Source organism: Bythopirellula goksoeyrii (assembly GCF_008065115.1).
In the GTDB taxonomy this organism is placed as follows: domain Bacteria; phylum Planctomycetota; class Planctomycetia; order Pirellulales; family Lacipirellulaceae; genus Bythopirellula; species Bythopirellula goksoeyrii.
The window spans coordinates 1611872-1636529 of sequence record NZ_CP042913.1; the positions used below are offsets into that span (position 1 = coordinate 1611872).

Sequence of the window (24658 nt, forward strand, 5' to 3'; positions counted from 1 at the left end):
TGTCCGAGGAATGGCGCATCGCAGCAATCGTAAGATGTGCTGGTAGAGCCAGGCGAACTACTTGACGATTTCAATCTTGCCGACCTTGGGTGCCAGTGAACTGCCACCGACGAAGATCTCGAACTCGCCAGGTTCTATGAGGCGCTCTTCGTCATTGTTGTAAAAAGCCAAGTCACTAACAGGAAGGGCGAACTCAACGATACTGGTTTCGCCTGGTGCTAAGCGGACGCGGCGAAATCCCTTGAGTTCAAGGACAGGACGCGTGAGGCTTCCAACGAGGTCCCGTATGTAGAGTTGCACAATTTCATCGGCTGCGACCTCCCCCGAATTCGTAACCGGTGCGCGGACCGCTAGTGTCTCGCCGTCACGAAGTTTTGCTGCAGATAGCTCGACTTCGCCGTAGCTAAACGCTGTGTAAGAGAGACCGAATCCGAACGGAAACTGAGGATAGGGTCCGACATCTATATAGTTTGAGTTGTAGCCCAATTCTACATTGATCGAGTCATCAACAGTCTTGTCTTTCTCATACTCATAGGGACGCGGTGGCCGACCGCTGTTAACGTGATTGTAGTAGAGCGGGACTTGTCCTACAGATTTAGGGAAAGTCACGGGAGTCTTCCCTGAGGGAGATTCAACGCCCCAGAGCAAATCGGCCAACGCGGGGCCGGCCATAGTGCCAGCATGTAGTGAGTAGAGTAAGGCATTGACTTGTTCGACTTGCTTACCAATAGTCAGCGGTCGCCCGGCCTGCACTATAAGTACGAGAGGCTTGCCCACTTCGGAAATCGCACTGATCAATTCGTTCTGCGCTCCCGGCAAGTCAAGAATCGCTCGACTCCGCGCTTCGCCGGAGATGTTTGCCCGTTCACCAACGATAAGGATGACCAAATCTGCCCGTTCAGCAACGGTCACGGCTTCTGCAAATCTCTCAGTACTTCGATCAAAATCATCCTCAAGCCCTGGTACAAACAGGACCTCAGTTCCATGCAATTTGGCGGTCGCACGAATGGCAGCCAGCGGAGTTTGGCTGTCGGCTTCCTTTCCGTCGGGGATCCAAGTTCCGAGTTGGTCTCGCTTGGAATCTGCCAAGGGGCCGATGACGGCTAACTCTTTGATTTGGCTTTTCTTTATCGGCAAAGTGCCATCTTCATTCTTGAGTAGTATTATGGATTGTCTTGCGACCTTCTGGGCCAATTCTAGATTGTTCTTGGTTAGGAGTAGTCTTTCAGAGTTGGGCTCAGAGTAAGGCTGATCAAACAAACCGAGGCGAAATTTGATACGGAGTATTGGTTTGACCAAATCGTCAAGCGTCGATTCGGATAATTGTCCATTCGAGACTAACTCAGCCAGGTGGTTCCTATAGCAGGGACTGTTCATCTCCATGTTGACTCCCGCCCGCGCAGCAGCCAATGCTGCCGTCTGTTCGTCCTTGGAGACCCCATGTTCGATTGTCTCGAAGATGGAATCCCAATCGCTCACCACAAAGCCGCGGAAATCCCACTCCCCGCGGAGCACGTCGTTCAGCCAGTATTTGTTGACAGACATTGGAATTCCGTTTACATCGTGAAAACCACACATCAAGGTCGCCACGCCGGCGTCGACCGCTGCCTTGAATGGTGGAAGATACACGTTGCGCATTGCCGAGGGAGAAATCATCGTCGTGTTGTAATCGCGGCCTCCTTCTGCAGCACCATATCCGGCAAAGTGTTTTACACAGGCTGCGAGGGAATCGCTATTTGACAAGTCGTCACCTTGGTAGCCTTCAACTGAAGCAATGGAGAGAGCGCTCGCGAGATATGGGTCCTCGCCAAAACTCTCAGCGATCCTCCCCCAGCGGGGATCGCGAGATATATCGACCATCGGGGCAAACGTCCACTGGATGCCCTTCGAGCGTGCTTCTCTGGCAGCCGTACGGCATGCTGCAGTTACCAATTCGGGATTCCATGTGGCAGCCTGGCCGAGAGGGATGGGAAAAATTGTACGAAATCCATGAATCACATCCCTCCCAAAAATGAGCGGAATTCCGAGTCGACTCTCCTGGACCGCGACCCGTTGCAACTCATTGACAATGGCCCGGTCGACTTCATTGAGGATTGAACCAATCTGCCCTTTGCTGATTAACTGGTAAAGTGCGCTATCGGCTACGAGGTTCTTTGTGTTTCCAGTTGCTTGCCCACTGATACCGTTAGACTGATTAAGTTGCCCCACCTTCTCTTCCAGAGTCATTTGGGAAAGCAATGAACTAACTCGTTCGTCAGGGCTTGCAGATTTATCGAGCCAGGGCCGCTGCTCCAGGGTAGTTTCTTCTGCGAGTGAAAAGTTGATGGCGAGAAAGCCCATGAGAAGAGCGAAGCCCAGTAGGGATGAATTGGCACATGGCAATACAAGTGATTCAACATAAGTTCGTGCTACTTTGTGGACAGGCATATTTTTCTCGCACTATTCAAAAATGGACATTCGAGGTTTCTGGGGTTGCCAAGCTAATTCGATTCTCTTGGATCAAGTGATTCTTGTCGCATTTTAGCCAAATCGAATCGAGTGCATGATTATGACGCAAATCTCTCGCCAACACGAGCCTGCGATGAACGGGGCATGGTCCAAGAACTTGTTCCCAGTTGTGGACCGTTTGTGAGAATGTCGACCTATTCGCGTTTTTCGGCTCGACTTCAATTCTAGTGATTATTTGTTCTGCCGCTGAGGTACCAAGCGGAACGACGAGAACTTATGACTTGCAAGTACGGAGAATCTCTTCTTGCAATAAAAAAAACGACCCCTTGTTCGTGAGAACAAGGGGCCGTTTGAGAGGTTTCAAACTCAGGTCGTGTGACCCGAGGTTGTAGCTAACTTAGCTCAGCCAGCACATCCACAGGATGGCTCGCAGCAGCTGTCGTTGCAACCGCAGGAGGGCTCGCAGCCACAACCGCCACCGCAGCTGTCGGCACAGCCACAGCTTGGCTCGCAGCAGCTGTCAGCACATCCGCAGGATGGCTCGCAGCAATGCTTACGGGCTTTCTTGCAAGCGTGACGGGCTTTCATGCGGGCACAGAGGCCAACACGCTTTGGCTTGCAGCAGCAGGTGTTGCAGCAGCTGTCGCAGCAATCGTCAGCACATCCGCAGGATGGCTCGCAGCATGCGTCGGCACAGCCACAGCTGGGCTCGCAACCACAACCACCATTGCAGCAGTCGTCAGCACATCCGCAGGATGGCTCGCAGCATGCATCAGCACAGCCACAGCTTGGCTCGCAGCAATGCTTACGGGCTTTCTTGCAAGCGTGACGGGCTTTGAGACGTGCACAAAGACCTGGCTTCTTGCAGCAGCAGCTTGAGGCACAGCAGCAATCATCAGCACAACCACAGCTTGGCTCGCAGCATGCGTCAGCACATCCACAGGATGGCTCACAACAGTCGTCAGCACAACCACAGCTAGGCTCAGCACAACCACCGAACATGCCGAAGAACGCATTTGCGTTTCCAGCACAGCTCAGAACGATTGCAACGCCTAGCGTCGACAAAAGGACTTGATTCTTCATTTGGGAGGCTCCTAAAATTGAGAGGGAAACACAGTCGCCACATGGCAATCACAAAGGCCTTCGACCGCACTTACTTTCGTATTGTTATTGTGCCAGTTCGATAGGGGTCGCTTCTGATTGCCAGAGGCTAACGCTCCATTGGATATGATGGGATATCGACGAGCCCCACAGAAACCCTTGAAGAGTTTCAAGAAATTGCTAGCTCGAATGGGGTTCGCAGTTCAGGGTGTTTCGTTCGTACCGATTGCGACGGTAAACGACTGAAAACAGCGGGATATGAAGGCCGCTGCAACCGGCGAGAGCGTTACAACAGGAACTCGTGGTTCGGGACCACGCCTTCTGAGTGAGCGGATCGGCGCTCACTACCGGTGGGTTGAGAATGAAAACTGATGGCACAACTAGAGTGGGAATCGGCGCCTAGCGCATTGTCGCTCATATTGACTATTACATCGCCCTAACTGCAGTTCTCCTTTTCGTCCAGAGCAGTCGACCGTTTATTCTAATTAAAGGTAAGCATAAGAACCTCTATTCAATTTGCAGATGAAGTCGAACGACATCATCAGCGGATGAAGATTTGTGCTCTCTTGGAATTCTAATACTGACGGTTTCTCCGCATATGACCCGTGCTGGGAAAATCTCTCTCTTTTCCGCTTTGCCTATCTCTACGGATGAGTGCCTGCATGCCGAAAAGTGGTCTAGGCTTCCAAGGTATTACCTTGTATCAGTCTCGTTTTGGGGACGCATCCCAGGGACGTCCCAATGCATCGCTAAGACTAGGAGATCTATCCCGTGCAAGTATCACAAACGCTGCAGCCTATATACTCCGTTTTTGGAGACAACCCGAACCTCGCAGAGCTTGTAGAGATTTTTGTCAGCGAACTTCCCCAACGAGTTGAAACACTCCAGTCCCATGCAGAAGTGGAAGACTGGGAATCGCTCTCTCGCGTCGCCCATCAGCTCAACGGGAATGCGAGTAGCTATGGATTTCCTCAGCTCAGCACTTTGGCGGCTCGCATCGAATACGCTTGTCGCGGCGAGAATTCCTCGGATGAGATCCTGCGATCGCTAGACAACTTTGTCGAGCAGTGCGAACTCGTTCGAGCTGGGGCTGCCGCGTAGGATAATTGGGCGGATCGGCTCTTGCCGCCGGTTCTTCAGTTGCCACGCAATTCCGCTGCCTAGTCAACATGCCTGTGGTTAGCGACATTCCCTCACGATCACCAATCATGGGCTGGAGCGCCCGTGTTACAGTGAGGTTATCCTTTCGCCGCCAGTCGGAGCGCGACTAGGTAGGGTACCGGTTCGCTGCCGAGGGCGTTCAAAACCGTGCCACCAGCGGTGAAGACGTGGGTCACCCAGTCGGGTTTGCCATAGAGTTCCAGTGCCTTGCCTCCTTCTCCGCCTCCGACGTAGACATCAATGCCCGCTTCGGTCATCCGCTGCAACTGGGGGATAAAGTTTTTGGTGCCTGACTCGAATCGGGGATCTTCGAACATCCCGAAAACTCCATTGTGGAAAGCTACTCCTCCATCAGGATGAGTAGCGATAAACTCGCCGACCTGCGTCTCAAATAGTTTGCTCGACTTGGGACCGATGTCGAATTGCTGCTGTCCGGGCTGGAGTTCATCCACAACGGACCCATCCTCGATAACCGAATCCACTGGCACCTCGAACTTGATCCCCTTGGCTCGACCTTCGGTCACCATACGCTTGGCCTGGACAACTCTTTCGGCGGGTATGAAATAAGGTTTATCTGAATGCGCTGGGTCTTCAGCTACACCTAAGCAACAGGGCTTACCATCGATTTCGCCAATCGCCTTCTTGAGTGCCATCGCCAGTGATCCAGCTGCAAACACACACTCGATACTGCCACGGCCGATCATCGCATCAAGGTCGTCCAGTTTGTCGATCTTGAGGCCGCTGAAAACCACGAGTTGCGTGGCCAGACACTTGCGCATTGGCCCGTCAAACTCCGACGCTTCATAGAGTCCCATCGCGACATGGTCCATCGCGGCGGGGATAATCGTGCTCGATGTATCGAGACTTCCCGCGGAAAGCGCTTCGTGGACATAGACTCTAGCGATCTTCTCCGCAAATTCGTTCGTGAAATGAGTGAGTCTGTCTGCTAGTGCAGGAACGTCGTCAGGAGTGGCGTTCCATAGTACACGCTCGATTTCGTAGCGACGCGTATTCTCCAATACGAGAACCGACCCTGGCTTGGCAGCGGCAATCTGATCCCGAGCCGCGTCAGTGATTGAATCCGTTTCTTCGTTGATCCAGTCGCTAACGAGAGTCACTTCCTGGCCCAGCAGTTCGCCCAGCCGAGAAGCTACCTTGCTGAGTGACCCTTCAGGCTTGCGTCCGATATGGCCAAATACGATTTGCTTCCAACCTCGCTCGATGCCAAACTTCAATGTTTCCACCATCGAGCGCAGCCGGATATCGCCCTCACCAACCTTGTCGCCCGGTTTGGCATCGACATCGCCGCGGATAGCTACGGCGGTTCCCGAAGGGATATCGGACAAAGTGTCTAGACGGGGAACGTCAGCAAGATAGTCGACGAGCTCCAAAGTGGGGGCGGCTGCCCGACCAGCAAGTAGGGTATTGCACCACTGGGTCATTGACTCGCGAGAGACAGACATGGGGTTCTTTCTTGTTTGACTGGAAATAAAAAGGGGAAAGGGTATGATGCGCCCAGAGCAATTGCTATCCCAAACGCGGTCTAAGGACATCCTCAAAAATAGAAAACTTAGGTGGTTTTAACAAGGCACTGCGCCTTGTTTCTCCCCAACATCCCTATGCCAACACTACTCGACACAATCAACTTGACCGAGACTTCTCCTTCGACAGTCACCACACTGGGTGCCCGTTCGGTGGTGCCAATCGATAATCGTCAATTGCCAGATCATGTGCAGCGGGCATTCGACGATCCGCTGGACTATCCCCCTCTCGCAAGCGCCACTGTACCCGGGGATCGCGTTGCTATTGCCCTCCAAGCGGGTGTCCCGCAACTGAATCAGATTCTCTCTGGAACACTGTCAGCTCTGGCACACGCAGGCGTTGAGGAAGAGTACGTTACGGTCGTTGTTCCTCCGGGGCAAGAACAGCTTCAATCCGAATTGCAAGACGAATTGGGATCTAGAGTTTCGATTGTCGTTCACTCTTCCGACGACATAGAACAACTTGCCATGCTTGGCGTGACTGAAGCAGGGGAACCTTTGCGGCTCAATCGAATTCTGTGCGATGCGGATCTGGTGATTTCCATTAGACCTGCTCAAGGCAAGTCCTCGCACCCGATGCCAATGGAACCGATTTTCCCAACTTTTGCGGATCAGGAATCTATCAACCGATTTCAGACGCCTCGCCATTGCGAGACGCCGAGTCAGCGGGCGAGGCTGGCTCAGGAATCAGACAGGTGCAATGCATTGCTTGGGTTGAGTTTGTCCATGGACGTGGTACCTGGCCCTGAGGGTTCGGTCGCCGCTTGTATGTGCGGTACTCCCCGTGCCGTGGCAAAGCGATCAGCACAACAGTATCGAGATATTTGGGGATATACTCCGTCGGAAAGTGCTGATCTGGTTGTCGCATCACTTGGTAGTGACCCATCGCAACAGACCTGGCACGCGTTGAGTCGAGCGTTGTCGGTGGCCGAAGAGCTGGTCTCTGCAAACGGCGCGATCGCGATCTGTTCTGCAATTGCCACGCCTCCGGGTCCAGCGCTAAAGCGTCTCAAGGACACTGCTGACCTTTCCGATTTAGAGAACAAACTAAAGAACGCTCACCATGCAGACAGTATTCTGGCACGTCAGCTATGCCGAATCTTACAGCAGCACACGGTCTATTTGGCCAGTTCTCTTAAGCCTACCACGGTTGAATGCCTAGGAATGGCACCCATTACAAACGAGGAAGAACTTGGGCGGTTGATTGCATCGCAGAATAATTGCCTCCTCTTGGACCATGCCCATTTTCTGCAACCGAAGGTTTCAGAAGATGCCTGATCAGTCGACACCTTGGGAGGAAGTCTATCGCGATCTTTCGCAACAATGTGGAGTTGTTGCGCTCACGGATTGGTCGCAGATAGACATTACTGGTAGTGACCGCGCGACATTCTTGCACAACATGTGTACCAACGAGATTCGTAAGTTGTCCGCTGGTCAATGCTGCGAAGCATTTTGCACGGATGTGAAAGGTAAGATCCAAGCCCAGGTGTTCGTATTCATCGAACAGGACCGAATATCACTTCTCACCGTTCCAGGACAGGCCGAACGGATCATAGCTCAACTGGGGCGTTATGTTATTCGCGAAGACGTTGAACTAGCCGATAGTACTGCCAAGTACGCTTGGTGGATCGTCGTGGGCCCCCAGGCTCACGCAACTCTCAAGCAAAACACTGAGAACGAAAACGACATCCCAACACAAAACTACAATCACGCCACTTGTACACTGGCTGGACAGCAAGGTCTGGTGGCACGACTCCCGATACTTTGGCCGGGGGCATTATTGGTCCGAACTGCTGCTACAGATTCGCCCTTAAATGGCCTCGATGTGCCAACAATCGATACCGATTCGCCCGTATGGTCCTCTCTTCGAGTCGAATCCCAGTTGCCGCTCTTTGGCATCGACTTCGATGATTCGAATCTACCGCAAGAAGTGAATCGCGATGCTCAGTCGATTAGCTTTACCAAGGGTTGTTATCTCGGACAGGAGACGGTTGCGCGCATCGATGCTTTGGGGCATGTGAACAAGAAAGTGGTGCTAGTTTCTATCCAGGGAACCTCTGTACCTAAAGTTGGAGCGAAATTGCTAAGCGGCGATTCCGAAGTTGGGACGATTACGACTCCTTGCTGGTCTCCTCAAGCGTCTCGCCCTGCAGCTTTGGCAATGGTAAAACGTGGAGCCAATGAAATCGGTAGCGAGATGGAAAGTCCGGCAGGCAGCGCAGTTATTGTGGAGTCGTTGCAGAATCAGTAAAACTTAAAGCGTGTTCAACTCACATTCGGCAATTCGGCTATGGTAAATCCTGAGTGTGACTCTAGCCAACTGCTCAGGCGCTCAAGCCCATCCCCGTCCGCCGGCACCTGTCCCATGAGTGTAAATTGTTGCCGAGCCATGGCGTTCTTCAGATTGCACAATAATGCCAGCATGCGCTTGCCAAGTTGCTCCTGCTTCTCGGTAGTAAGCTCCTCGCTGGCCATGGTGACTCTTGATTCGGTTCGTTGGGGACTCCAGGACACCAGCCGACCCTGACTTGCCTTGAGGATGTGCCCAGCGGCGAAGGCCCGCCGTAGGTGTCCGGCACTATTGAAGTGAAACACCGGGTCGGAATCGAAATAGAGGCTCAGCGCCTCGCCATTGCGAAAACCTGCAAAGACTTCGACGGTGCGTTCTTCAATTTCAACTTGAAGCATAACACGAGGAACTAGGGCAGTTGCGTCTCGGAGCAGGTCTTCGCGGTCTTCTGTGTGGCGAGCCATAATTAGGAAATGAACAATGTGCAATACCCAATGACCAATACATTGGTGCTACTTACCTGTATTGGTCATTGGGTATTGGAAATTGGGCATTCAAGTTTGAGTGCGACATGACTCGGAAAACCGTCTGAACCTCTACAGCGGAGTATCGCCGGCCGTTCCACGGCGTCGCTGATAGCGGCGACTTGCTCGCTTAAGAAAGGCGCGTTCTTCTTCCGAGAGGTTCTCGAAACTGGTTCCATGTAACCGAGCCAGAATTGCATCGACACGAGCATCCTCATTGGCTTCACGTTCCCGCCGTTTGCGATCCAATGCTTCCTGTTGTTTGTCCTGGATATGCTCAACGAGAACTGCTGCGTGATCTTCTTCGACCCAATCCCCCGCTATCCAAATCTCATCGTCCGAATCTAGTTCGTCGATTGCCAGTCCGACATCGTAGTTCTTCGACGGCATATTTCCACGGGCCGCGTACAGCAGGAAAACGGAAGCCAAAGCAAGCGGAAACCAAGCGGGAACCAGGGCGTCTGGATTGGCCTGGCCAACCAGCACGGCACTTGAGATAGCCAAGAGGATGGCCGCTCCCAAAGCGACATGCGAAGTTGCATAAGCTGCGGTGTTGCGACCTACGACAGGCCACAACACGCCTCGCAGGATCTCGGCACCCGCACAAGGATCAACCGGGAGGAGATCGACCAGGAATAGACAGCAATTGATCCACACGATCATTTGCCCTACCAGCTTCATCGAGAAAAGCCTCGTGCCAGGTCCAGGATAAGCGAGTTCGGGATTGAGGGGACTGAAGAGTAGTTCCAAAACGCTACGATCCCCCGCGAAGGCCAATCCACAGCCAGCAACCACAATGAGCAAAAGTGCAACCAAGGGGCCAACCAACCCAGTAAGCAGATGGGCTGGAGGATCAGCGGGGAGGTGGATCCTCGATAATCCGCCAATGGGGCCTAAAACTAACGATGTCGCATGACCTCCGACACGTCTGGCCGCTAGCAATCGAACGAGTTCATGAAGGGCGACGCTCACAAGCAGAACTAGTAGCGCCAGACAAACCAACCGCGTGTTCGCTCCCCCGAAGGTATGGGGAATGAGATATCCTTCGGTCGTAATGACGCTCTCAGCTTCGGCATGAATTCTGTTGAAATCTTTGGTCAGCAGCAGAGCACTCAAGGCCAAGATAGGGAAGAGGATGTGTACACGCACATCGATCCCACGCCAACGTCCCACGCACAGACTCAGCCGTTCATTCGAAGGGTTCATGTTGGTACTCGCCGTGGCTCAATAATCTGGCCCATTGATGAGGTCGACGGAGGAAGCGGTAATGCCATGCTGGCTGATGGGCAGCCTGAATAGACAACACACCTTCCAATTAAGTATCCTACCAACGGTTGCAATTGTCGGCAAACCAGAGTTTTCTGGAGCGGGAAAAAGTCCTTGAAATGGTACTGCGAATCCCTGGAAAAAACCACAAATGTCCGAGAAATCCAAGCTCTTGCTCAAGACAAGCCGTTTCCGTGTGGTGGAGCACACTTTGCAAGCTGGGGATGGACAAAGTGTCGTTCATCGCCAGGTGATTGAGCATCCCGGGTCGGTAGCCATTATTCCCCTCTTGGAAGGAAATCGGGTCTGCCTGATCCGGAACTATCGCATCGCGGTGAAGAAAACCTTGATCGAACTTCCAGCCGGCACGATCGAACCCCCCGATTCCCCTTCAGAGACGGCTATTCGAGAACTAAAAGAGGAAACCGGTTTCGAGGCCCAAAGCTGGCAAGAACTACCGAGTTTCTATCTCTCACCGGGCATTCTCCGTGAACGCATGCACTTGTTCGTCGCTGAAAATTTGACGGTCGGTTCCACCGCACGCGAAGCTGGAGAGGACATTGAGAACTTGATCGTCCCCTGGGAGGACGCGGTGGCCATGGCAATGCGGGGCGAAATCGAGGACGCGAAGACGCTTGTTGGTATCCTATCGTGGGATCGAGTGCGAGGAAGTTAAGTCCTCTACTGCAATCCACGCACCAGCAGGGTCAAAATGGGGGCGATCGCCAGACAGGCTCCGAAGACGACCAGCCCTGTCGGTGGGAGAGTGCTCCGCAGTTTGTAGACCGCTGGCAAGAGCAGCAGCGACAACACGCCGATAAAGGCCCCAGCAAAAAGCATTAATTCACGCAAGGCCAAGAGTCCTTTTGCTTCAGGCGAATCGGCCAACCAAAAGTGAATTGCCACGATCGCCAAATCGCAGAAGAACAGCGTGGTGATCGTTACGGTCCAAGCCACCGTGATTGCCTCGCTCCCCCGCGATTCGGCGGGAGTCCGGTATTGAAGCTTCTTTTGCTTCTTGGATGGCTTGTTCTTCTTGGCAGTCATAAGACTCGTTGCGAGAATTGCACGGTGATGCAAAAAAACAGCAAAGTGAGAGCTTAGACCATTTAACTTTGTGCCCCATCGTCTGGCTAGGACCTGGAATTCAAAATTTCAGATTATTTGATTTGCCTGTCGAGTAGATTCGAGCTATTTTTTCTTCAGCGGAGGCTTATGACGACCTCTCGCGCACCTTTTCCCATGCGGCTTCCACCCATCCTGCCGCATTGGCTGGTTCAACAGCCCCATATTCAGGCCATTGCCGAACAAATCAACGACATCAAATCGCAGCTCATGAGCTGCGCGAACGATCGGAACCATATCATGTCAACATCAACTCTTGATTCCATGCAATCTTTGCACGAAGCTTTGGAGCCTCTAGGCGTAGTACGGACCGAGAACGACGACTTGGGGACCTGGATACACGACTCGTTTGCAGCCCTAGAGAAACTGCACGAGGAACTCACGCAGTGGCAGAGCGAATTGGCACGAAAGGAAACGCAACTCGACCTGCGTTCGGATGCACTGGAAAAGTGCCCTCAGGGTAGCAGTGAGGATCAGCAGCACCAACTGACGGAGCTCCAGGAAGAGCTAGCCGCGGCCAAAGAAGACGCGAAAGTCCTGGAAGAAGAAAAGGCTCAGCAACTGATTCAATACGAGAAACTGGTGAGCAAATACGAGCAAATCAAGTCGGAGCTGCACGCGGCTCAGGAACAAGTCAGCCAGCTCGTGTCCACAATCGAGAGCCAACGCCACAGTGCCGAAAAGGCACGTGAAATCTGGCAAAAAGAATTTGAGCGACTGCACGTAGCACTCGATAAGCACCATGCAAAACTCCTGGTCCATCTAGAGAAATCAACAACTCTGGAAGAGGGGACGGAAACGGGCGAACCTGATCCGACGAAAACGGTTCCTTCAGTTGCAGAGAGCCCGGCTCCTCGGCAACGGAACCAATCGCGGCGCAGAGCTAAGAAATAGCAGCGCATCTGCACTAAGTGCGAATAGTCCAAACGGTCTCGAATCGGTTTGATCATTCGAACCCTAGGAGTGAGGGAAGAGACTCTCGCAGAGCCACACAGAGGAAACGACAACCTCTTTCTCTGTGACTCCGCGTCTCTGCGAGAGTTTGTCTTGAACGTTTTCACAAAGAGCTAACCGTCCATGAAATACCATCCCCACGCTGCACATAATAGCCAGCCTTCAGATGTTGGAGGTGGTACGTCACCCACTTTAGAATGCCCATCCCATCGGCTCCATCCTGATTCTGAGCAGGTGCGGCACCTACTTGAGCAACTCGACGATGTTGTCTTCCAAGCGATCCGCGGAGATGCTGCGTCGCTAGCGAAGGCCCACCAGTTGTGGCCCCAGGTGGTCGAGATGATCGGCTGGGAACTTGTGGAAGAATCGCGCGAACAGTATTTGCGCTACGCTACCGATCTCATGAGAGAATGTGAAGCGGATCGCGTGCGCAATCCCGAGCATGCCATTGCGGCGATTGAAGTGATCGAATTGCTGACGGGGCAATAGAAGTTGAGGATTGAGTGTGGAGAGTTGAGGACAAGAATCGGGCTCGGGACCCTCAACACTAAACACTCAACTCTAGACCCTTCCCCATCGAGTCCAAAAACTGCTGAAACAGATAGTGGCTGTCGTGGGGACCAGCGGATGCTTCGGGGTGGTATTGCACGCTGAATGCGGCTAGATCCCGATGCCGGACACCCTCGATCGAGCCATCGTTCAGGCTGCGGTGGGTGACTTCCAGAACTTCCGGCAGTGAATCTTCGTCAACGGCAAAGCCGTGGTTCTGTGAAGTAATTTCAACAGTTCCGTCCTTGAGGTTTTGCACTGGCTGGTTCGCGCCCCGATGGCCGAATTTCATCTTGAAGGTCTTTGCCCCGCAGGCCAGGGAGAGCAACTGGTGCCCCAGGCAGATGCCGAAAATTGGCTGCTTTCCTAGTAACTCACGGATTGTGCCAATTGCATATTCCAGCGGCTCCGGATCGCCGGGGCCATTGGAGAGGAACACCCCGTCGGGATTTTGAGCTATCACATCCGCAGCCGTCGAAGTCCCTGGCATAACCGTCACCCGGCAACCCTGGTCAACCAGATGCCGAGGAATATTCCACTTCATGCCATAGTCCAGAGCAACAACGTGGGGTGATTCCGCATTCCCCATTCCGCATTCCGCATTCAAATGCGTCCAGTTGCTGACGGTGGAATCCCATGTGGCGGACTCGCTTGGCATGACCTCTTGGACCAAATCGCGGCCGACCAGGCCGGGGCTCGCCTTGGCCTTGGCCACCAAACTGGCGTCGTCCAGATCCGTAGTGGAGAGCACGCCCCGCATGGCTCCCTGGGAGCGAATACGACGGACGAGGGCTCGCGTGTCGATCGATTCGATGGCTACGACCCCCCACTTTTTGAGAAACTCTGAAAGTGAGGCCTCTGAGCGAAAATTGCTTTGGATGCGGCTATGCTCCCGCACGACGAAGCCTGCCAAGTGGGGACGGCTGCTTTCGAAGTCGGCTTCGTTTACGCCGTAGTTGCCGATTTGGGGGTAGGTCATCGTGACAATCTGCCCCCGATAGCTCGGATCAGTGAGAATCTCCTGATAGCCGGTCATCGAGGTATTGAAACAGACCTCGCCATCGACTTCGCCCTCGGCGCCGATCGAACTGCCGGCGTAGACGGTTCCATCTTCGAGTGCCAATTTTGCCGGTTGTGCCATTTGAATCGTTGCTACTTTACCTGCCGGGGAGTGGGAAGGGATTTGGCGGTCAAGCCAGGTCAGCTCTTACGACGATAGCCCAAATTAGGCTGTGGGTCTCCGGGTGTTGAACACGCAAGTGAGACAACCGGTCAGCCTAAACTTCGAGGGTTCTTGCCCCGGCGAGCAGGGACCCTCTTTTTATGCGCTGAGGAGATTTTAGCGAATCTCGGCCCGAAACTGTAGGGGCTAGAAAATTAACGCGAAACCGCAAGCGCCCTAGCCGGACTAACACCTTGGTCCGGGAAAAAAACAGTATTCAGAGGCTAAGCCTCTAACAGCTATTGCCAAGTCCAGTTGCCACTGGGTGCGGCCAACTTCGCACGGACATCACCCACGGCAGCGACTTCTTCGATCTCGTCAGCGACTGTCCAGGGGATGAGTTGCACGCCACCGGAAGCACTCACGACGAAATCGTTGCGGCGGCGTACGAAGTTCGCTTGGGAATTGACCTGACGAGGGGCATAGTACTCGCTCAGAGCCAGGGCGTGAGTTAGCTCGGGCAAAGTGAGGCCTGCCTTGTCGAGCAAGCCCTGCTTGTCGATCAGGGCGGCCACGACGGCCAAGTCCATCGCGTTGCGCAAGGATCCGAACGAGGAATCGTGGTCGGCCAGTTCGTTGAAACGCTCGGTGAATTTATTGGCCCAAGCAGTAGCAGCGGCACCCGCTTTGGAGCTGCTTTGGCGAATGCCTGCGGCATTGAAATGATCTTCTTCGGTGAGGCATTGCACGCCCTGGCCGCGAAGTTCCCAGGCCAGGCCGGCAGCATCCTTGGCCAAGGGTTCGTACTTGGGAGCGAGCCACCAACGAGGCGTGGCACTGGTGCTGCCGCGACTCGAGGCGAGCATTTCCATGAAGCTTGGCATGTCTCCGACGGGGGACGCATCAAAACCCATGGCGAGCCGTTTCATGCGGAAGTCGGCGGCGACCATGGTGCGAGCGAAATGGCTGGATTGTGGTACACCGGTGACAGTGACGACTTGTGGGCCCAGGGCCTCTTCCATCGTGGTCATCGTTTGCTCGGGATCGCCCATCGACTGGATGCGGCGCATCACACCGCGGAGTCGCTGCATCCCGGCGGGGGTGGGATCAATCGAGCAGGAGATCGCTTCGAGTTGTTCGACATCGCGGGTGCGCAATGCGACGACCAAGTCTTCTAGCAGCAACACGGGGCGGCCGGTCGTGGCACCCACCACATTGCCCAATCTATCGACACGCCATCCTTCGGCCGGGCCCGCGATGACGACATCGTTTTGTTCGGGATAGACAAACACATACTTCACCCGTTGTAGTCCTGCTAGGTAGCGGACCGACTCGGGAAGCTCCGAGCCTTCGGCCAAGTGCTTGGCGACTTCGGCTTCAAGTTGCTTGAGCGACACGGCGCGCACGTCGGTGAAGGCCTGCAAATCCTCGGGCACTTCAGCGAGCGCTGACTCACGCATCTTGGCCAAGGCGGCTTCGTCTTCAACCGTGGGCGCCTGGACGACACCCTCGGCATCGACGGCGATACCACCGATCGCTTGTTGCACAAACTGTGCAGATAGTTCCGCCGTGGCCAGCGACCAGGCAAGACCTAATGCCAGAACAAAAACGGGACAACGATAGCGGGTTGAAAATCGGTTCATCTCTTGTGCTTCTCCTCAGGACCAAATCAGAAGTGATTCGGCGGAACGCTAACGACACAATCTCGCCCGGTGTGGGCAAGAGAAGGGTTGTTGGGTATTGGTTGCCTCTCCCTTTAGACTAGTCGGTAAAGAGACGATATTCAACATTTTTCGCCCCATTTCTCTTCTCAGCCAGGGCAAAGCAGCCGTTTTGTATCTTCTAAACGCCTTCACTGGGCGGAGATCAAGTGCCGCAGCCAGATTTCCGCCGGTTTTGGCAGCATTGGCAAGAGGACATTTACGCTTCCGATCATGCGGCCTGTAACGTCTCCACGATTGCCAGTCGGACAATTGGACACAAGAGAAGGCTACGCCAAGTGCAGCAATTGGTTACAATAGGACTATCTTGCGAGAGTGAAACTGCTGACCCCTGCCAAACTGCATGAATGCTTATCTGATAATCCGCGAGGGCTCGAAATGGGCGGATGTCATACGCCTGGTTCCTGGCGAATCGGCAACCATTGGACGGGCCCCGACCAACACGGTCTCGATTAAAGACGAGCGATGTAGTCGTAACCATGCTGAGGTCTTTTTCACACAGGGCAAGTGGATGCTCCGCGATCTGGAAAGCCGCAATGGCACCCTGGTTAGCGGCGTGAAAGTCTCGCAGGATCACGAACTCCAGCCGGGCGACATTATCCAGATTGGCAACTCTCAGTTGGCTTTTGTGCATGAGCTGACCGAAGCGTTTCCCGAGTCGGGGAGCTTTCTGAAATCGTCTAAACCTATGGGCGAGCCTGATGCGATCACCGGCGATTTGGGTGAAGACACCGAGAGTGTGTTCGAATCTTTCGAACCAACGATGATTACGCATCGCAAAGATCAGAGTCGCTTTCTCGATGAGAGCGACCTGGACGAAAGCGATGAAGCGTTTCCCAAGGTCGGCCGCGCTGCTGCCAAACTCTGCCGCCTCGCTTTCGATTTGGCCAAGTCGACCGACATCGTCTCACTGGCCAATGCGACACTGGCCGGCTTGTTCGAAGGAACCGGCGTGGATGCCGGCGCGATTCTGCTTCGCTCGCAAGATAACACCGGCAAACGACAAGCGGAGGAGTTGGACGTGATCGCATCACGGAGCGACAGCGAACATTCGTATCACCGAGTTTCGTCGTTTCTGACTGCGACCGTGTTGCGTGATGGGCAGGCGGTCATGGCACGCAACGTGATGGACGACAGCGATCTGGGCAACCGCGACAGCAAAGGGGAAATCCTGGCTACCAGTGTCATTTGCGCTCCCATCCGCATGGCGGGGAGCATCTTTGGTCTGATTCATCTCTACACCACCGGTGCTGACCGCACGACCGATCCCGAGGATCTAGAGTTTACGCTGGCCGTGGCGGACACCGTCGGCGTGGCCCTGGAGAACATGAACAAGCGGCAAGAGCTGGCCGAGAACCTCAACCAGATGCGAAGCGAAAACGTGCAGCTTCGCGAGCAGCTGGGTGTGCAAAGCGAGATCGTCGGCTCCAGTGAAGTAATGATGGAGGTGACCCAGCAGATTGCTAGGGCTGCCCCAAGTCGCGCGACAGTCTTGATTCGCGGGGAGAGTGGCGTCGGCAAGGAACTGGTCGCCCGGGCCGTGCATTTCTCCAGCCCGCGGGCGAAGAAACCGTTTGTGTGTCTCAACTGTGCCGCACTGAGCGAGTCGCTACTGGAGAGCGAACTCTTCGGCCACGAAAAGGGTTCCTTCACGGGTGCTACCGAGCGGAAGATCGGCAAGTTCGAGCAGGCCGACAAAGGGACCCTGATGCTTGACGAGATCGGCGAGATGGGCCAGTCACTGCAGGCGAAATTCTTGCGCGTGCTCGAGGGGCATCCCTATGAGCGCGTGGGTGGAACGCAACAGATCAAAGTCGATGTGCGGGTAATAGCCGCGACGAACCGCGACTTGGAAAAGGATGTCGCAGAAGGCAAATTCCGCCGCGATTTGTATTTCCGCCTGCACGTGTTGGAAATCATCGTTCCTGGTCTACGCAAACGGCCCGGTGACATTCCCGATCTGGCAGAGTTTTTCCTGCGCCGCTTTAGCGAAGAGACGGGTCGCAAGCTCAAAGGATTTACCCCCCGCGCGATGGAAGAACTCTTGAGGTATCGCTGGCCAGGCAATGTGCGTGAGCTCAAGAACGTCATCGAACGGGCCGTCGTGCTGGCGCGCGGCGAGTATGTGGACCACACGGACTTGGTGCTCTCTGCATTGAAAACCGCTGGCGACACGGAGATAGGAGTCGAGCTGGCCAACCCGAAGGACTATGAGCCGATGTCCCTGGCCGATATCGAGCGAATTCACATCCTGCAAACGCTCAATTCCACCGGTTGGAATAAGAGTCGATCAGCCGGTATTCTGGGAGTCGAGCGTTCAACATTGGACAGGAAGATTCGCCGCTACGGCCTAGTTGAGGAAAAACCTCGGGCATAGTAAAACCCTTAGCCGGAGGCACACCTGCCTCCGGGATAGCGCAACACTGAAATTCTCGGACCTCGTGGCGGTCCGGCTAGGAGCCTCCACTGGACAAATCATTCGACGCTATCGTCTGTGGCTCCTGTGTGGTGGATGTGTTGGTGCGTCCGGTGCCATTGGACGTGCCCATCGGCGGGGGACAATTGGTCCGCACCGAACCTCTGCTGATTACCACCGGAGGAATTGTCTCCAATTCGGGGACGACTCTGGCGAGACTTGGCATGCGCACCGCCGCATTCACCTACGTCGGCAAAGACGAGTGGGCTGAAGTCATTCACTCTCGGTATGCCGCGGAGGGAATTGATACTTCGCAACTCATGACGCATGAGACCGAGCCAACGAGCACCACCGCTGTGCTGATCGATCCCCAAGGGGAACGCAGTTTTTTGCATGCCGTTGGGGCACCCAAGCAACTCAACAAGCAGGCCTTCCTCTCGAAGCTCGAATTCTTCGCTAAGAGTCGGGCGATGCTGCTGGGATACTACTCGCTGTTGCCGAACTTGCAGGATGATCTGGCGGAAGTGCTAAAGGCAATTCAAGCAGCAGGATGCCTGACAGCGCTCGATGCCGCCGGAGACGGCGGCACCATGGAGCCACTCGCCGAGTGTTTGCAGTATCTCGATGTGTATGTGCCGAGCCACAAGGAAGCGAAGCATCAAACCGGCGAGAGCGATCCGGAAAAAATTCTCACCACCTATCGCACCGCAGGTGCAAAAGGACTCCTAGGGGTCAAGCTCGGCGAGCAAGGTGCCCTGCTAAGCCCAACCGACGGTGAGTACGTCGAAGTTCCATCCATACCCCCCCCGGGACCCGTGATCGACACTACGGGTGCAGGGGATAGTTTTCTCGGCGGATTACTCACAGGCCTACTGCGAGGCATGAGCCCAACAGAAGCCGGCCGACTTGCCGCCGCATGCGGGGCTTGTTGCGTGACGGGGCTTGGAGCAACAAGCGCGATTCGCGATTTCGAAGCAACAGCTAAATTGGCAGACGCAAGGCAAATCTAACTTCTTCTAGCCGCGAATCAACGATTCGCAGGGTTGCGCACCTCGGAGAGGGATATCTAGAGACATACCAGGGGACAAGAAGCTGGGGGGAATTGAGCGAATACCTTATCCTCTTTGTTGGAGTTCAGCCTTTAGCCTGGACATGGTGTTGTAAAGAATTCTCGAAAAGCAACCTAAGCGACGGCTCATCATCAACTTCGAGATTTTGTAGGACGGCCACTCCTGGCCGTCGCTCACCGCGATAGATAAAGGCAGACGGGCAGGAGTGCCCATCCTACGATGTCATGAACTCGAAATGCCGAAGTTTTTTTGAGTCGTCCCTAAAGTTTGAACTCCAACACCCGCTCAAAAGCCAAGTAGTCCTCAGGGTTTTCAAATATCGACAGAAGTGCAACGGCTCGATTCAGCACGTGAAACTCATTTCAGTAGAACATCGACGAGGACGGCGTGGCATGGGGCGATTCTATCACCTTATGCGTCGCCTGATGAGAGCCGCGTCCCCTCTTCGTTACTAAAAGTTCAATTAACCGGGACAGGTCTAATATTGTCGTTTTGGGATGACTTTACTTGACAATCCTCGACAACGGATAAACCAATTCGCGGGGAATCGCTCCGCCCTGTTCGTTCTTCAATCTAGACTAACCCGGGGCGATCTTTATTCAAGCAGATCTTCCCAGATTCTCTGAAGTCATCCCACCAGTGGCACCCTCCGCCTGACAACTAGCCCCTCATTTTGCTCCCAACTCTGTCCAGTCGCTAACGTTCGCGGTTGGCCAATAGTCGCTGCGCGGCTGTTCTTTGAGTGGCACAAAAACAGTTGTGTAATTTCTCCTCGGCATCCTGATAATGGTACGTGCGATAAGTAATAAGAACGCACTATCGCCCGCAAGGGCCTTGCGGGTTTGCTCGCGCCAGGTCCGCGCGCTGCTTGAATTTGGCGACTTTGACGAGCAAGTAGCGACCAGTGTGGTGAGGTTGTGTTTACATAACCCCGTCACGGAAAAGCCAACGCAATTCGCATAAGTCATGATAGGCCAACGAGTTGAAGCCCACCGGACCGACGCAACGAGAGGGGGTTTTGTTTTGTAGAAAAAGTTTTCGACAAAATGTGCGGGGACAAAACCCCTGCTTCGGTGCGCAGGATCGAAAAAGAATCATGAGCTTTACACCGTCGCGAAACCAGGAATGCCCAATGCCCAACTAACCACTAACCCCACCAAACCAAGCTCTTTGACAATTTGTAATTGTGCGCGACGCTTCCCGACGTCTGGGAAAGTGAACTCGCTTCATTTTGCGCGCCCAAGACTCGGCAAGGTACTGTTTGCAAGTGCTTTGCTGAGCTACGGGCGAGCGAATCGCCTCGAATTTTGCACGCCCGATTGGGGCCCCCTGGAATTTGGTGCAATAGAGGCACCTTCCGGGACAGGATTCACCGAGTTTTGCCCTGTCGATGGTTCAAAGCGGACTTCAGCTTTGCACTAAACTGCCCACCTTGCCGGGCAAATCAAACTGTGTCTCTGTTGCTCTAGCCATTGCGATCCGTGAAGTTCTGGAGACACTGAAGCTAGTGTGCGTGGTCCACGATGGTTAAAAATCATCTGCCTTGACATACGAGTCAATCACTGCCTGCTCACCCTTGGCTCCATCCTTCGAGTTGCCGTGTTCCATGCCGACGACTCCTGTAAATCCTTTGTCATGGATATGACGGAAGACGTTGCGGTAGTTGATCTCGCCGGTGCCGGGTTCTTTGCGACCCGGGTTGTCACCGACTTGGAAATAGGCGATCTCGTCCCACGCCTTGTCAATGTTGGGGATGAGATTCCCTTCGGAAATCTGCTGATGATAGATGTCGAAGAGAATCTTGCAGGAGGGGCTGTTGACTGCTTTGCAGATCAAATATGCCTGGGGTGTGGTCACTAGGAATTGTCCAGCGTGGTTGGCCCACCAGTTGAGGGGTTCCAGCACCATCACCAGTTTGTGTGGTTCGAGAATGGCGGAAGCTTGTCTCAGGCTCTCGATCACGTTGGCCGTTTGGTAGTCCATCTGCAGCTTATTGTCGACATGTCCCGGAACCACGGTCATCCATTTGGCATTGACTCGTTTGGCGATATCCACCGAGTCGCGAATACTCTTGAGGAAATTGTCACGGCTTTCCTGTTTACCACTTGCGAGGTCGGGCTTGCCCCAGGAGACATTGTTGGCGACGAACACTCCCATTGTCATGCCCAGGTCAGCCATGGTCTGGCCGATCTTTTCTTGCATCTCGACTGGCCGACCTGGCATGCCGTTGTCTTCCCAGGCGGTGAAGCCCTGGTCCGCGGCAAACTTGAGTTGGTCAATCGGGTCGTCTCCTCCCAACGCCTTGAACATGCCAAAGTGGGGGGCGTACTTGAGTTGGAATTGGTGCTTGGCTGAGAAGGTTTGAGCAAACGTAGTCGCGGTGCCCGTAGCAAGGCTCGCACCAAAGACGCCCGTAGTTGCCAGGAATTCACGACGAAGCATGAAGGATATCTCCAGAAAGAGTCGTTTAAGAGTTGAGACGGTATTGTAGCGGAAGGAATTGAAATGAGAACACTGGCGAATCGCTGATTCCCTGCCGGCAGGTTTGTCGGCGGCTAGGGCTCGATGGGATGATTCCAACTAGATATCGAAGCGAATGCCTTGCGCGAGCGGGAGATCCTCAGAATAGTTGATCGTGTTGGTGGCCCGTCGCATGTAGAGTTTCCAACTGTCACTGCCGGACTCGCGGCCACCGCCAGTTTCCTTTTCTCCGCCGAATGCACCGCCGATTTCTGCGCCACTGGTGCCGATGTTTACGTTGGCGATCCCACAATCAGACCCAACGGGAGAGCAGAAGAGTTCCGCTTCGCGAACGTCATTCGTAATAATGGCAGAGGACAATCCTTGGGGAACCGAGTTGTGAATGCTGACGGCATCTTCGAGACTCTGGTATCGCATGAAATACAAGATGGGAGCGAATGTTTCTTGCTGGACAATCGCCGCCTCGGAGTCGATCTCGACAATCGCAGGCCGAACGTAAAACCCGCCTTGTGGGACACCCTCCGTTTCGCGGCCTCCGCCATGCACGACACCCCCCTGCCCTCTTGCCTCGGCAAGCGCCGTTTCCATCGCTTCGAATGCGCGCTCGTCGATCAAGGGACCAATCAGCGTGCCCTCGACCGTGGGGTCTCCGATAGGAAGTTTCTTGTACACGCCGAGCAACTGGTCGCGAAGTGTGTCGGCTAAGGACTCGTGCACGATAGCACGACGCATGGAAGTGCAGCGCTGGCCACAGGTTCCCACCGCGGAAAATGTGATCGAGCGGATCGCCAGGTCAAGGTCGGCCGAGGGGGCGACGATCATTCCGTTGTTGCCTCCTAGTTCCAACAATGAGCGTCCCAATCGCGATGCTACAGTTTGGGCGACCGCGCGGCCCATCGGGACGGATCCCGTGGCGGAGATGAGAGGGAGCCGTGGTGAGGATGCAAGCGCATGGCCTACGTCGGCTCCGCCGATTAAGAGGGAGGAAATTGCGGCGGGGATGTCGGGATTTTCGGCGAGGACTTGAGTAGCGATCGTATGGCAGGCGATAGCAGCCAGTGGTGTTTTCTCCGAAGGTTTCCAAACGACTGGATCGCCACAGGCCCATGCGATTGCCGCATTCCAAGCCCAAACGGCCACGGGGAAATTGAAAGCGGAAATCACGCCGACGGGACCCAGCGGATGCCATTGCTCGGTAAGTCGGTGGCCGGGTCGTTCGCTCGCGATCGTCTTGCCGTAGAGTTGCCGACTAAGTCCGACGGCGAAATCACAGACATCAATCATTTCTTGCACTTCACCGAGTGCTTCTTGGGTGATTTTGCCCGCTTCCCAACTCACCAGCGTGGCCAAGGGCTCCTTAAACTCGCGAAGCTTCTGCCCAAATTGCCGCACGAATTCGCCGCGCACGGGGGCGGGAACGCTACGCCACTCGAGAAAAGCTGCGCTAGCTGCATCGACAACGGCCTCTACCTGAGGCGGGTTAGCCATCTTGAATTTGGCGAGCAGTTGTCCATCGATCGGAGATTCGACGGAGAGGGAATCTCCTCGGCCCGGTTGCCACTGGTTGCCAATCGCAGTGGCTTTATGATCCTTAGGTAGTGCTAGAGCATCGCAAGCTTTTTGGAGATTGGCATGCATTGGTTCGTTCCTGAATGGGGACCTGCGACACGTAGAGTCGCGGCTTTAAGATCTGGGTTATTCGTCATTGGCCGTCGTGCTGAAGCGAGTTGCGGTACGGCAGTCAAAGTGGCGTCCGAAGCGGTTGGCGAGAAAGCGATCGAAATCGACTTGCTCCTGCTTCACGAAACCACTCACTTGGAGTTCTCCCGTAACATGCATGTCTAGCACGGCACAGACACCAGCCGATGTAGTGATCTGAATCGCGCTCCAATTCTCATCAGCAATCTTCTCGTGATAGATCTTACGAGCATCGGTGATCTGCACGAGTTGACCGTTGCGCATGCCTGTCACGGTGCAGAAGATCACGATAACATCCTGGAAGGTAATCGGTACGGCGTTTTCCATGATGTCCTTAAGAAGCTCGCGCCGCTCGTTCAAGCGAAGCTCGTTCACTAACAGCAGCATAAGCTCTCGATGTCCCGTGTAGCGAATCGTCTTGTAGTTGAGTTCCCGTACTTTGCCATCAAGAGTTTCACATAGGGTGCCCAAGCCACCACTGGTGTTAAAAGCTTCATAGCGAACACCGTCCATGGAGAAATGCTCCAATCCCTCCAAAGGCAAGATATCGGTACGCCGATTGTCGTGAATCGCTTCACACGAATTGCAATACTCGTTGATCAAGCCATCGGTCGACCACGTAAGGTTGTATTTCAGCGCCCCGGTGGGAAACTGTGGCAAGGCCCCCACACGCATCTGCACCGAATCGAGTTGATCGAACGATTTCGTAAGATGATTAGCCACAATCGAGATGAACCCTGGGGCCAGTCCGCTTTGCGGCATGAAGATTTGCCCCTTGGTAGCCTGAGCTGAGATCTTTCGTACCGCCTGGGTCGTGGCGACGTCTTCGGTCAAATCAAAGTAATTCGTCCCCGTCTCCAGGGCCATCTGCGCCACGAGTGGATTGAATGTGAAGCAGAGTGCAGAAATCACAGAGTCGCAGTCTTGCATCGCTGCTGAGAGTTGCTTGCTATCCGAGGCGTCGATCTCGACGGTGGTCACCTGAATCCGGTCAGCAATTCGTTTCAACGCCAACGTATCGGCATCGCCAACTTTGACTTCATAGTCCCCCGAGTCGACGAGGAACCGAGCGATCATACGACCTATTTTTCCGGCACCAAGTAGCAATACACGATGTTTCATAGTCTTCCAGTCCTGGGCTATAATGCTAA

The 24658-nt window shown here is 54.4% G+C and carries 19 protein-coding genes; 8 read left to right on the top strand and 11 right to left on the bottom strand.

The annotated features are described in order from the left end of the window. Nucleotides 1-57: 57 nt before the first annotated feature. Complete coding sequence (gene bglX / locus Pr1d_RS06445; protein WP_210417906.1) at nt 58-2427, bottom strand: beta-glucosidase BglX; 2370 nt, start codon at nt 2425-2427, stop codon at nt 58-60. A 605-nt stretch (nt 2428-3032) separates the two neighbouring features. Continuing rightward, on the bottom strand, nt 3033-3464 hold the full coding sequence (locus Pr1d_RS06450) for a hypothetical protein (protein WP_148072767.1): 432 nt from the start codon (nt 3462-3464) through the stop codon (nt 3033-3035). Between the two features lie 856 nt (nt 3465-4320). Between Pr1d_RS06450 and Pr1d_RS06455 the strand changes: the two genes are divergently transcribed. Further along, nucleotides 4321-4650, top strand: a complete 330-nt coding sequence (locus Pr1d_RS06455) for an Hpt domain-containing protein (protein WP_168205087.1) — start codon at nt 4321-4323, stop codon at nt 4648-4650. A gap of 137 nt (nt 4651-4787) precedes the next feature. Here Pr1d_RS06455 and pgk read toward each other — a convergent pair whose 3' ends face one another. Then, nucleotides 4788-6173, bottom strand: coding sequence for a phosphoglycerate kinase (gene pgk / locus Pr1d_RS06460; RefSeq protein ID WP_168205088.1), 1386 nt, complete (start codon nt 6171-6173; stop codon nt 4788-4790). A 156-nt stretch (nt 6174-6329) separates the two neighbouring features. Between pgk and Pr1d_RS06465 the strand changes: the two genes are divergently transcribed. Both Pr1d_RS06465 and ygfZ read left to right on the top strand, forming a co-directional pair. Further along, on the top strand, nt 6330-7529 hold the full coding sequence (locus Pr1d_RS06465) for a lactate racemase domain-containing protein (RefSeq protein ID WP_148072770.1): 1200 nt from the start codon (nt 6330-6332) through the stop codon (nt 7527-7529). After that, complete coding sequence (gene ygfZ, locus Pr1d_RS06470) at nt 7522-8502, top strand: CAF17-like 4Fe-4S cluster assembly/insertion protein YgfZ (protein WP_168205089.1); 981 nt, start codon at nt 7522-7524, stop codon at nt 8500-8502. Before Pr1d_RS06465 ends, ygfZ begins: the two co-directional genes overlap by 8 nt. A gap of 14 nt (nt 8503-8516) precedes the next feature. Here the strand turns inward: ygfZ and Pr1d_RS06475 are convergent, their stop codons facing one another. Together Pr1d_RS06475 and Pr1d_RS06480 are read right to left on the bottom strand one after the other, a co-directional pair. Further along, nucleotides 8517-9005 carry a hypothetical protein gene (locus Pr1d_RS06475; protein ID WP_148072772.1) on the bottom strand — a complete coding sequence of 163 codons (489 nt, stop codon included), beginning with the start codon at nt 9003-9005 and terminating at the stop codon, nt 8517-8519. A 132-nt stretch (nt 9006-9137) separates the two neighbouring features. Next, the gene (locus Pr1d_RS06480) at nt 9138-10271 is read right to left on the bottom strand and encodes a zinc metalloprotease (protein WP_148072773.1); all 1134 of its coding nucleotides are present in this window, start codon (nt 10269-10271) and stop codon (nt 9138-9140) included. A 211-nt stretch (nt 10272-10482) separates the two neighbouring features. Between Pr1d_RS06480 and Pr1d_RS06485 the strand changes: the two genes are divergently transcribed. Continuing rightward, nucleotides 10483-11007 (top strand): NUDIX hydrolase, encoded by a 525-nt coding sequence (locus tag Pr1d_RS06485; RefSeq protein ID WP_148072774.1) that lies wholly within the window; start codon nt 10483-10485, stop codon nt 11005-11007. A gap of 5 nt (nt 11008-11012) precedes the next feature. On the opposite strand, the gene Pr1d_RS06490 is transcribed toward Pr1d_RS06485, so the two are convergent. Then, a complete protein-coding gene (locus Pr1d_RS06490) occupies nt 11013-11378 on the bottom strand; it encodes a hypothetical protein (protein WP_148072775.1) in 366 nt (121 codons plus the stop codon). A gap of 318 nt (nt 11379-11696) precedes the next feature. Between Pr1d_RS06490 and Pr1d_RS06495 the strand changes: the two genes are divergently transcribed. Both Pr1d_RS06495 and Pr1d_RS06500 read left to right on the top strand, forming a co-directional pair. Further along, the gene (locus Pr1d_RS06495; protein WP_148072776.1) at nt 11697-12350 is read left to right on the top strand and encodes a hypothetical protein; all 654 of its coding nucleotides are present in this window, start codon (nt 11697-11699) and stop codon (nt 12348-12350) included. Between the two features lie 183 nt (nt 12351-12533). Next, nucleotides 12534-12899 (top strand): hypothetical protein, encoded by a 366-nt coding sequence (locus Pr1d_RS06500; RefSeq protein ID WP_148072777.1) that lies wholly within the window; start codon nt 12534-12536, stop codon nt 12897-12899. Nucleotides 12900-12957: 58 nt separating this feature from the next. Here Pr1d_RS06500 and carA read toward each other — a convergent pair whose 3' ends face one another. Beyond that, nucleotides 12958-14100 carry a glutamine-hydrolyzing carbamoyl-phosphate synthase small subunit gene (gene carA / locus Pr1d_RS06505; RefSeq protein WP_148072778.1) on the bottom strand — a complete coding sequence of 381 codons (1143 nt, stop codon included), beginning with the start codon at nt 14098-14100 and terminating at the stop codon, nt 12958-12960. 320 nt (nt 14101-14420) lie between these two features. Continuing rightward, nucleotides 14421-15764 carry a DUF1598 domain-containing protein gene (locus tag Pr1d_RS06510; protein ID WP_148072779.1) on the bottom strand — a complete coding sequence of 448 codons (1344 nt, stop codon included), beginning with the start codon at nt 15762-15764 and terminating at the stop codon, nt 14421-14423. Nucleotides 15765-16185: 421 nt separating this feature from the next. Between Pr1d_RS06510 and Pr1d_RS06515 the strand changes: the two genes are divergently transcribed. Together Pr1d_RS06515 and Pr1d_RS06520 are read left to right on the top strand one after the other, a co-directional pair. Then, complete coding sequence (locus tag Pr1d_RS06515) at nt 16186-18219, top strand: sigma 54-interacting transcriptional regulator (protein WP_148072780.1); 2034 nt, start codon at nt 16186-16188, stop codon at nt 18217-18219. Nucleotides 18220-18362: 143 nt separating this feature from the next. After that, on the top strand, nt 18363-19268 hold the full coding sequence (locus tag Pr1d_RS06520; RefSeq protein ID WP_168205091.1) for a carbohydrate kinase family protein: 906 nt from the start codon (nt 18363-18365) through the stop codon (nt 19266-19268). A gap of 1587 nt (nt 19269-20855) precedes the next feature. Here the strand turns inward: Pr1d_RS06520 and Pr1d_RS06525 are convergent. From Pr1d_RS06525 to Pr1d_RS06535, 3 genes are all read right to left on the bottom strand, one after another. After that, nucleotides 20856-21770 carry a hydroxypyruvate isomerase family protein gene (locus Pr1d_RS06525; RefSeq protein WP_148072782.1) on the bottom strand — a complete coding sequence of 305 codons (915 nt, stop codon included), beginning with the start codon at nt 21768-21770 and terminating at the stop codon, nt 20856-20858. A 138-nt stretch (nt 21771-21908) separates the two neighbouring features. After that, nucleotides 21909-23447, bottom strand: a complete 1539-nt coding sequence (amaB, locus tag Pr1d_RS06530; protein ID WP_148072783.1) for an L-piperidine-6-carboxylate dehydrogenase — start codon at nt 23445-23447, stop codon at nt 21909-21911. A 57-nt stretch (nt 23448-23504) separates the two neighbouring features. Next, the gene (locus Pr1d_RS06535) at nt 23505-24629 is read right to left on the bottom strand and encodes a saccharopine dehydrogenase family protein (protein WP_148072784.1); all 1125 of its coding nucleotides are present in this window, start codon (nt 24627-24629) and stop codon (nt 23505-23507) included. Between the last annotated feature and the right edge of the window lie 29 nt (nt 24630-24658).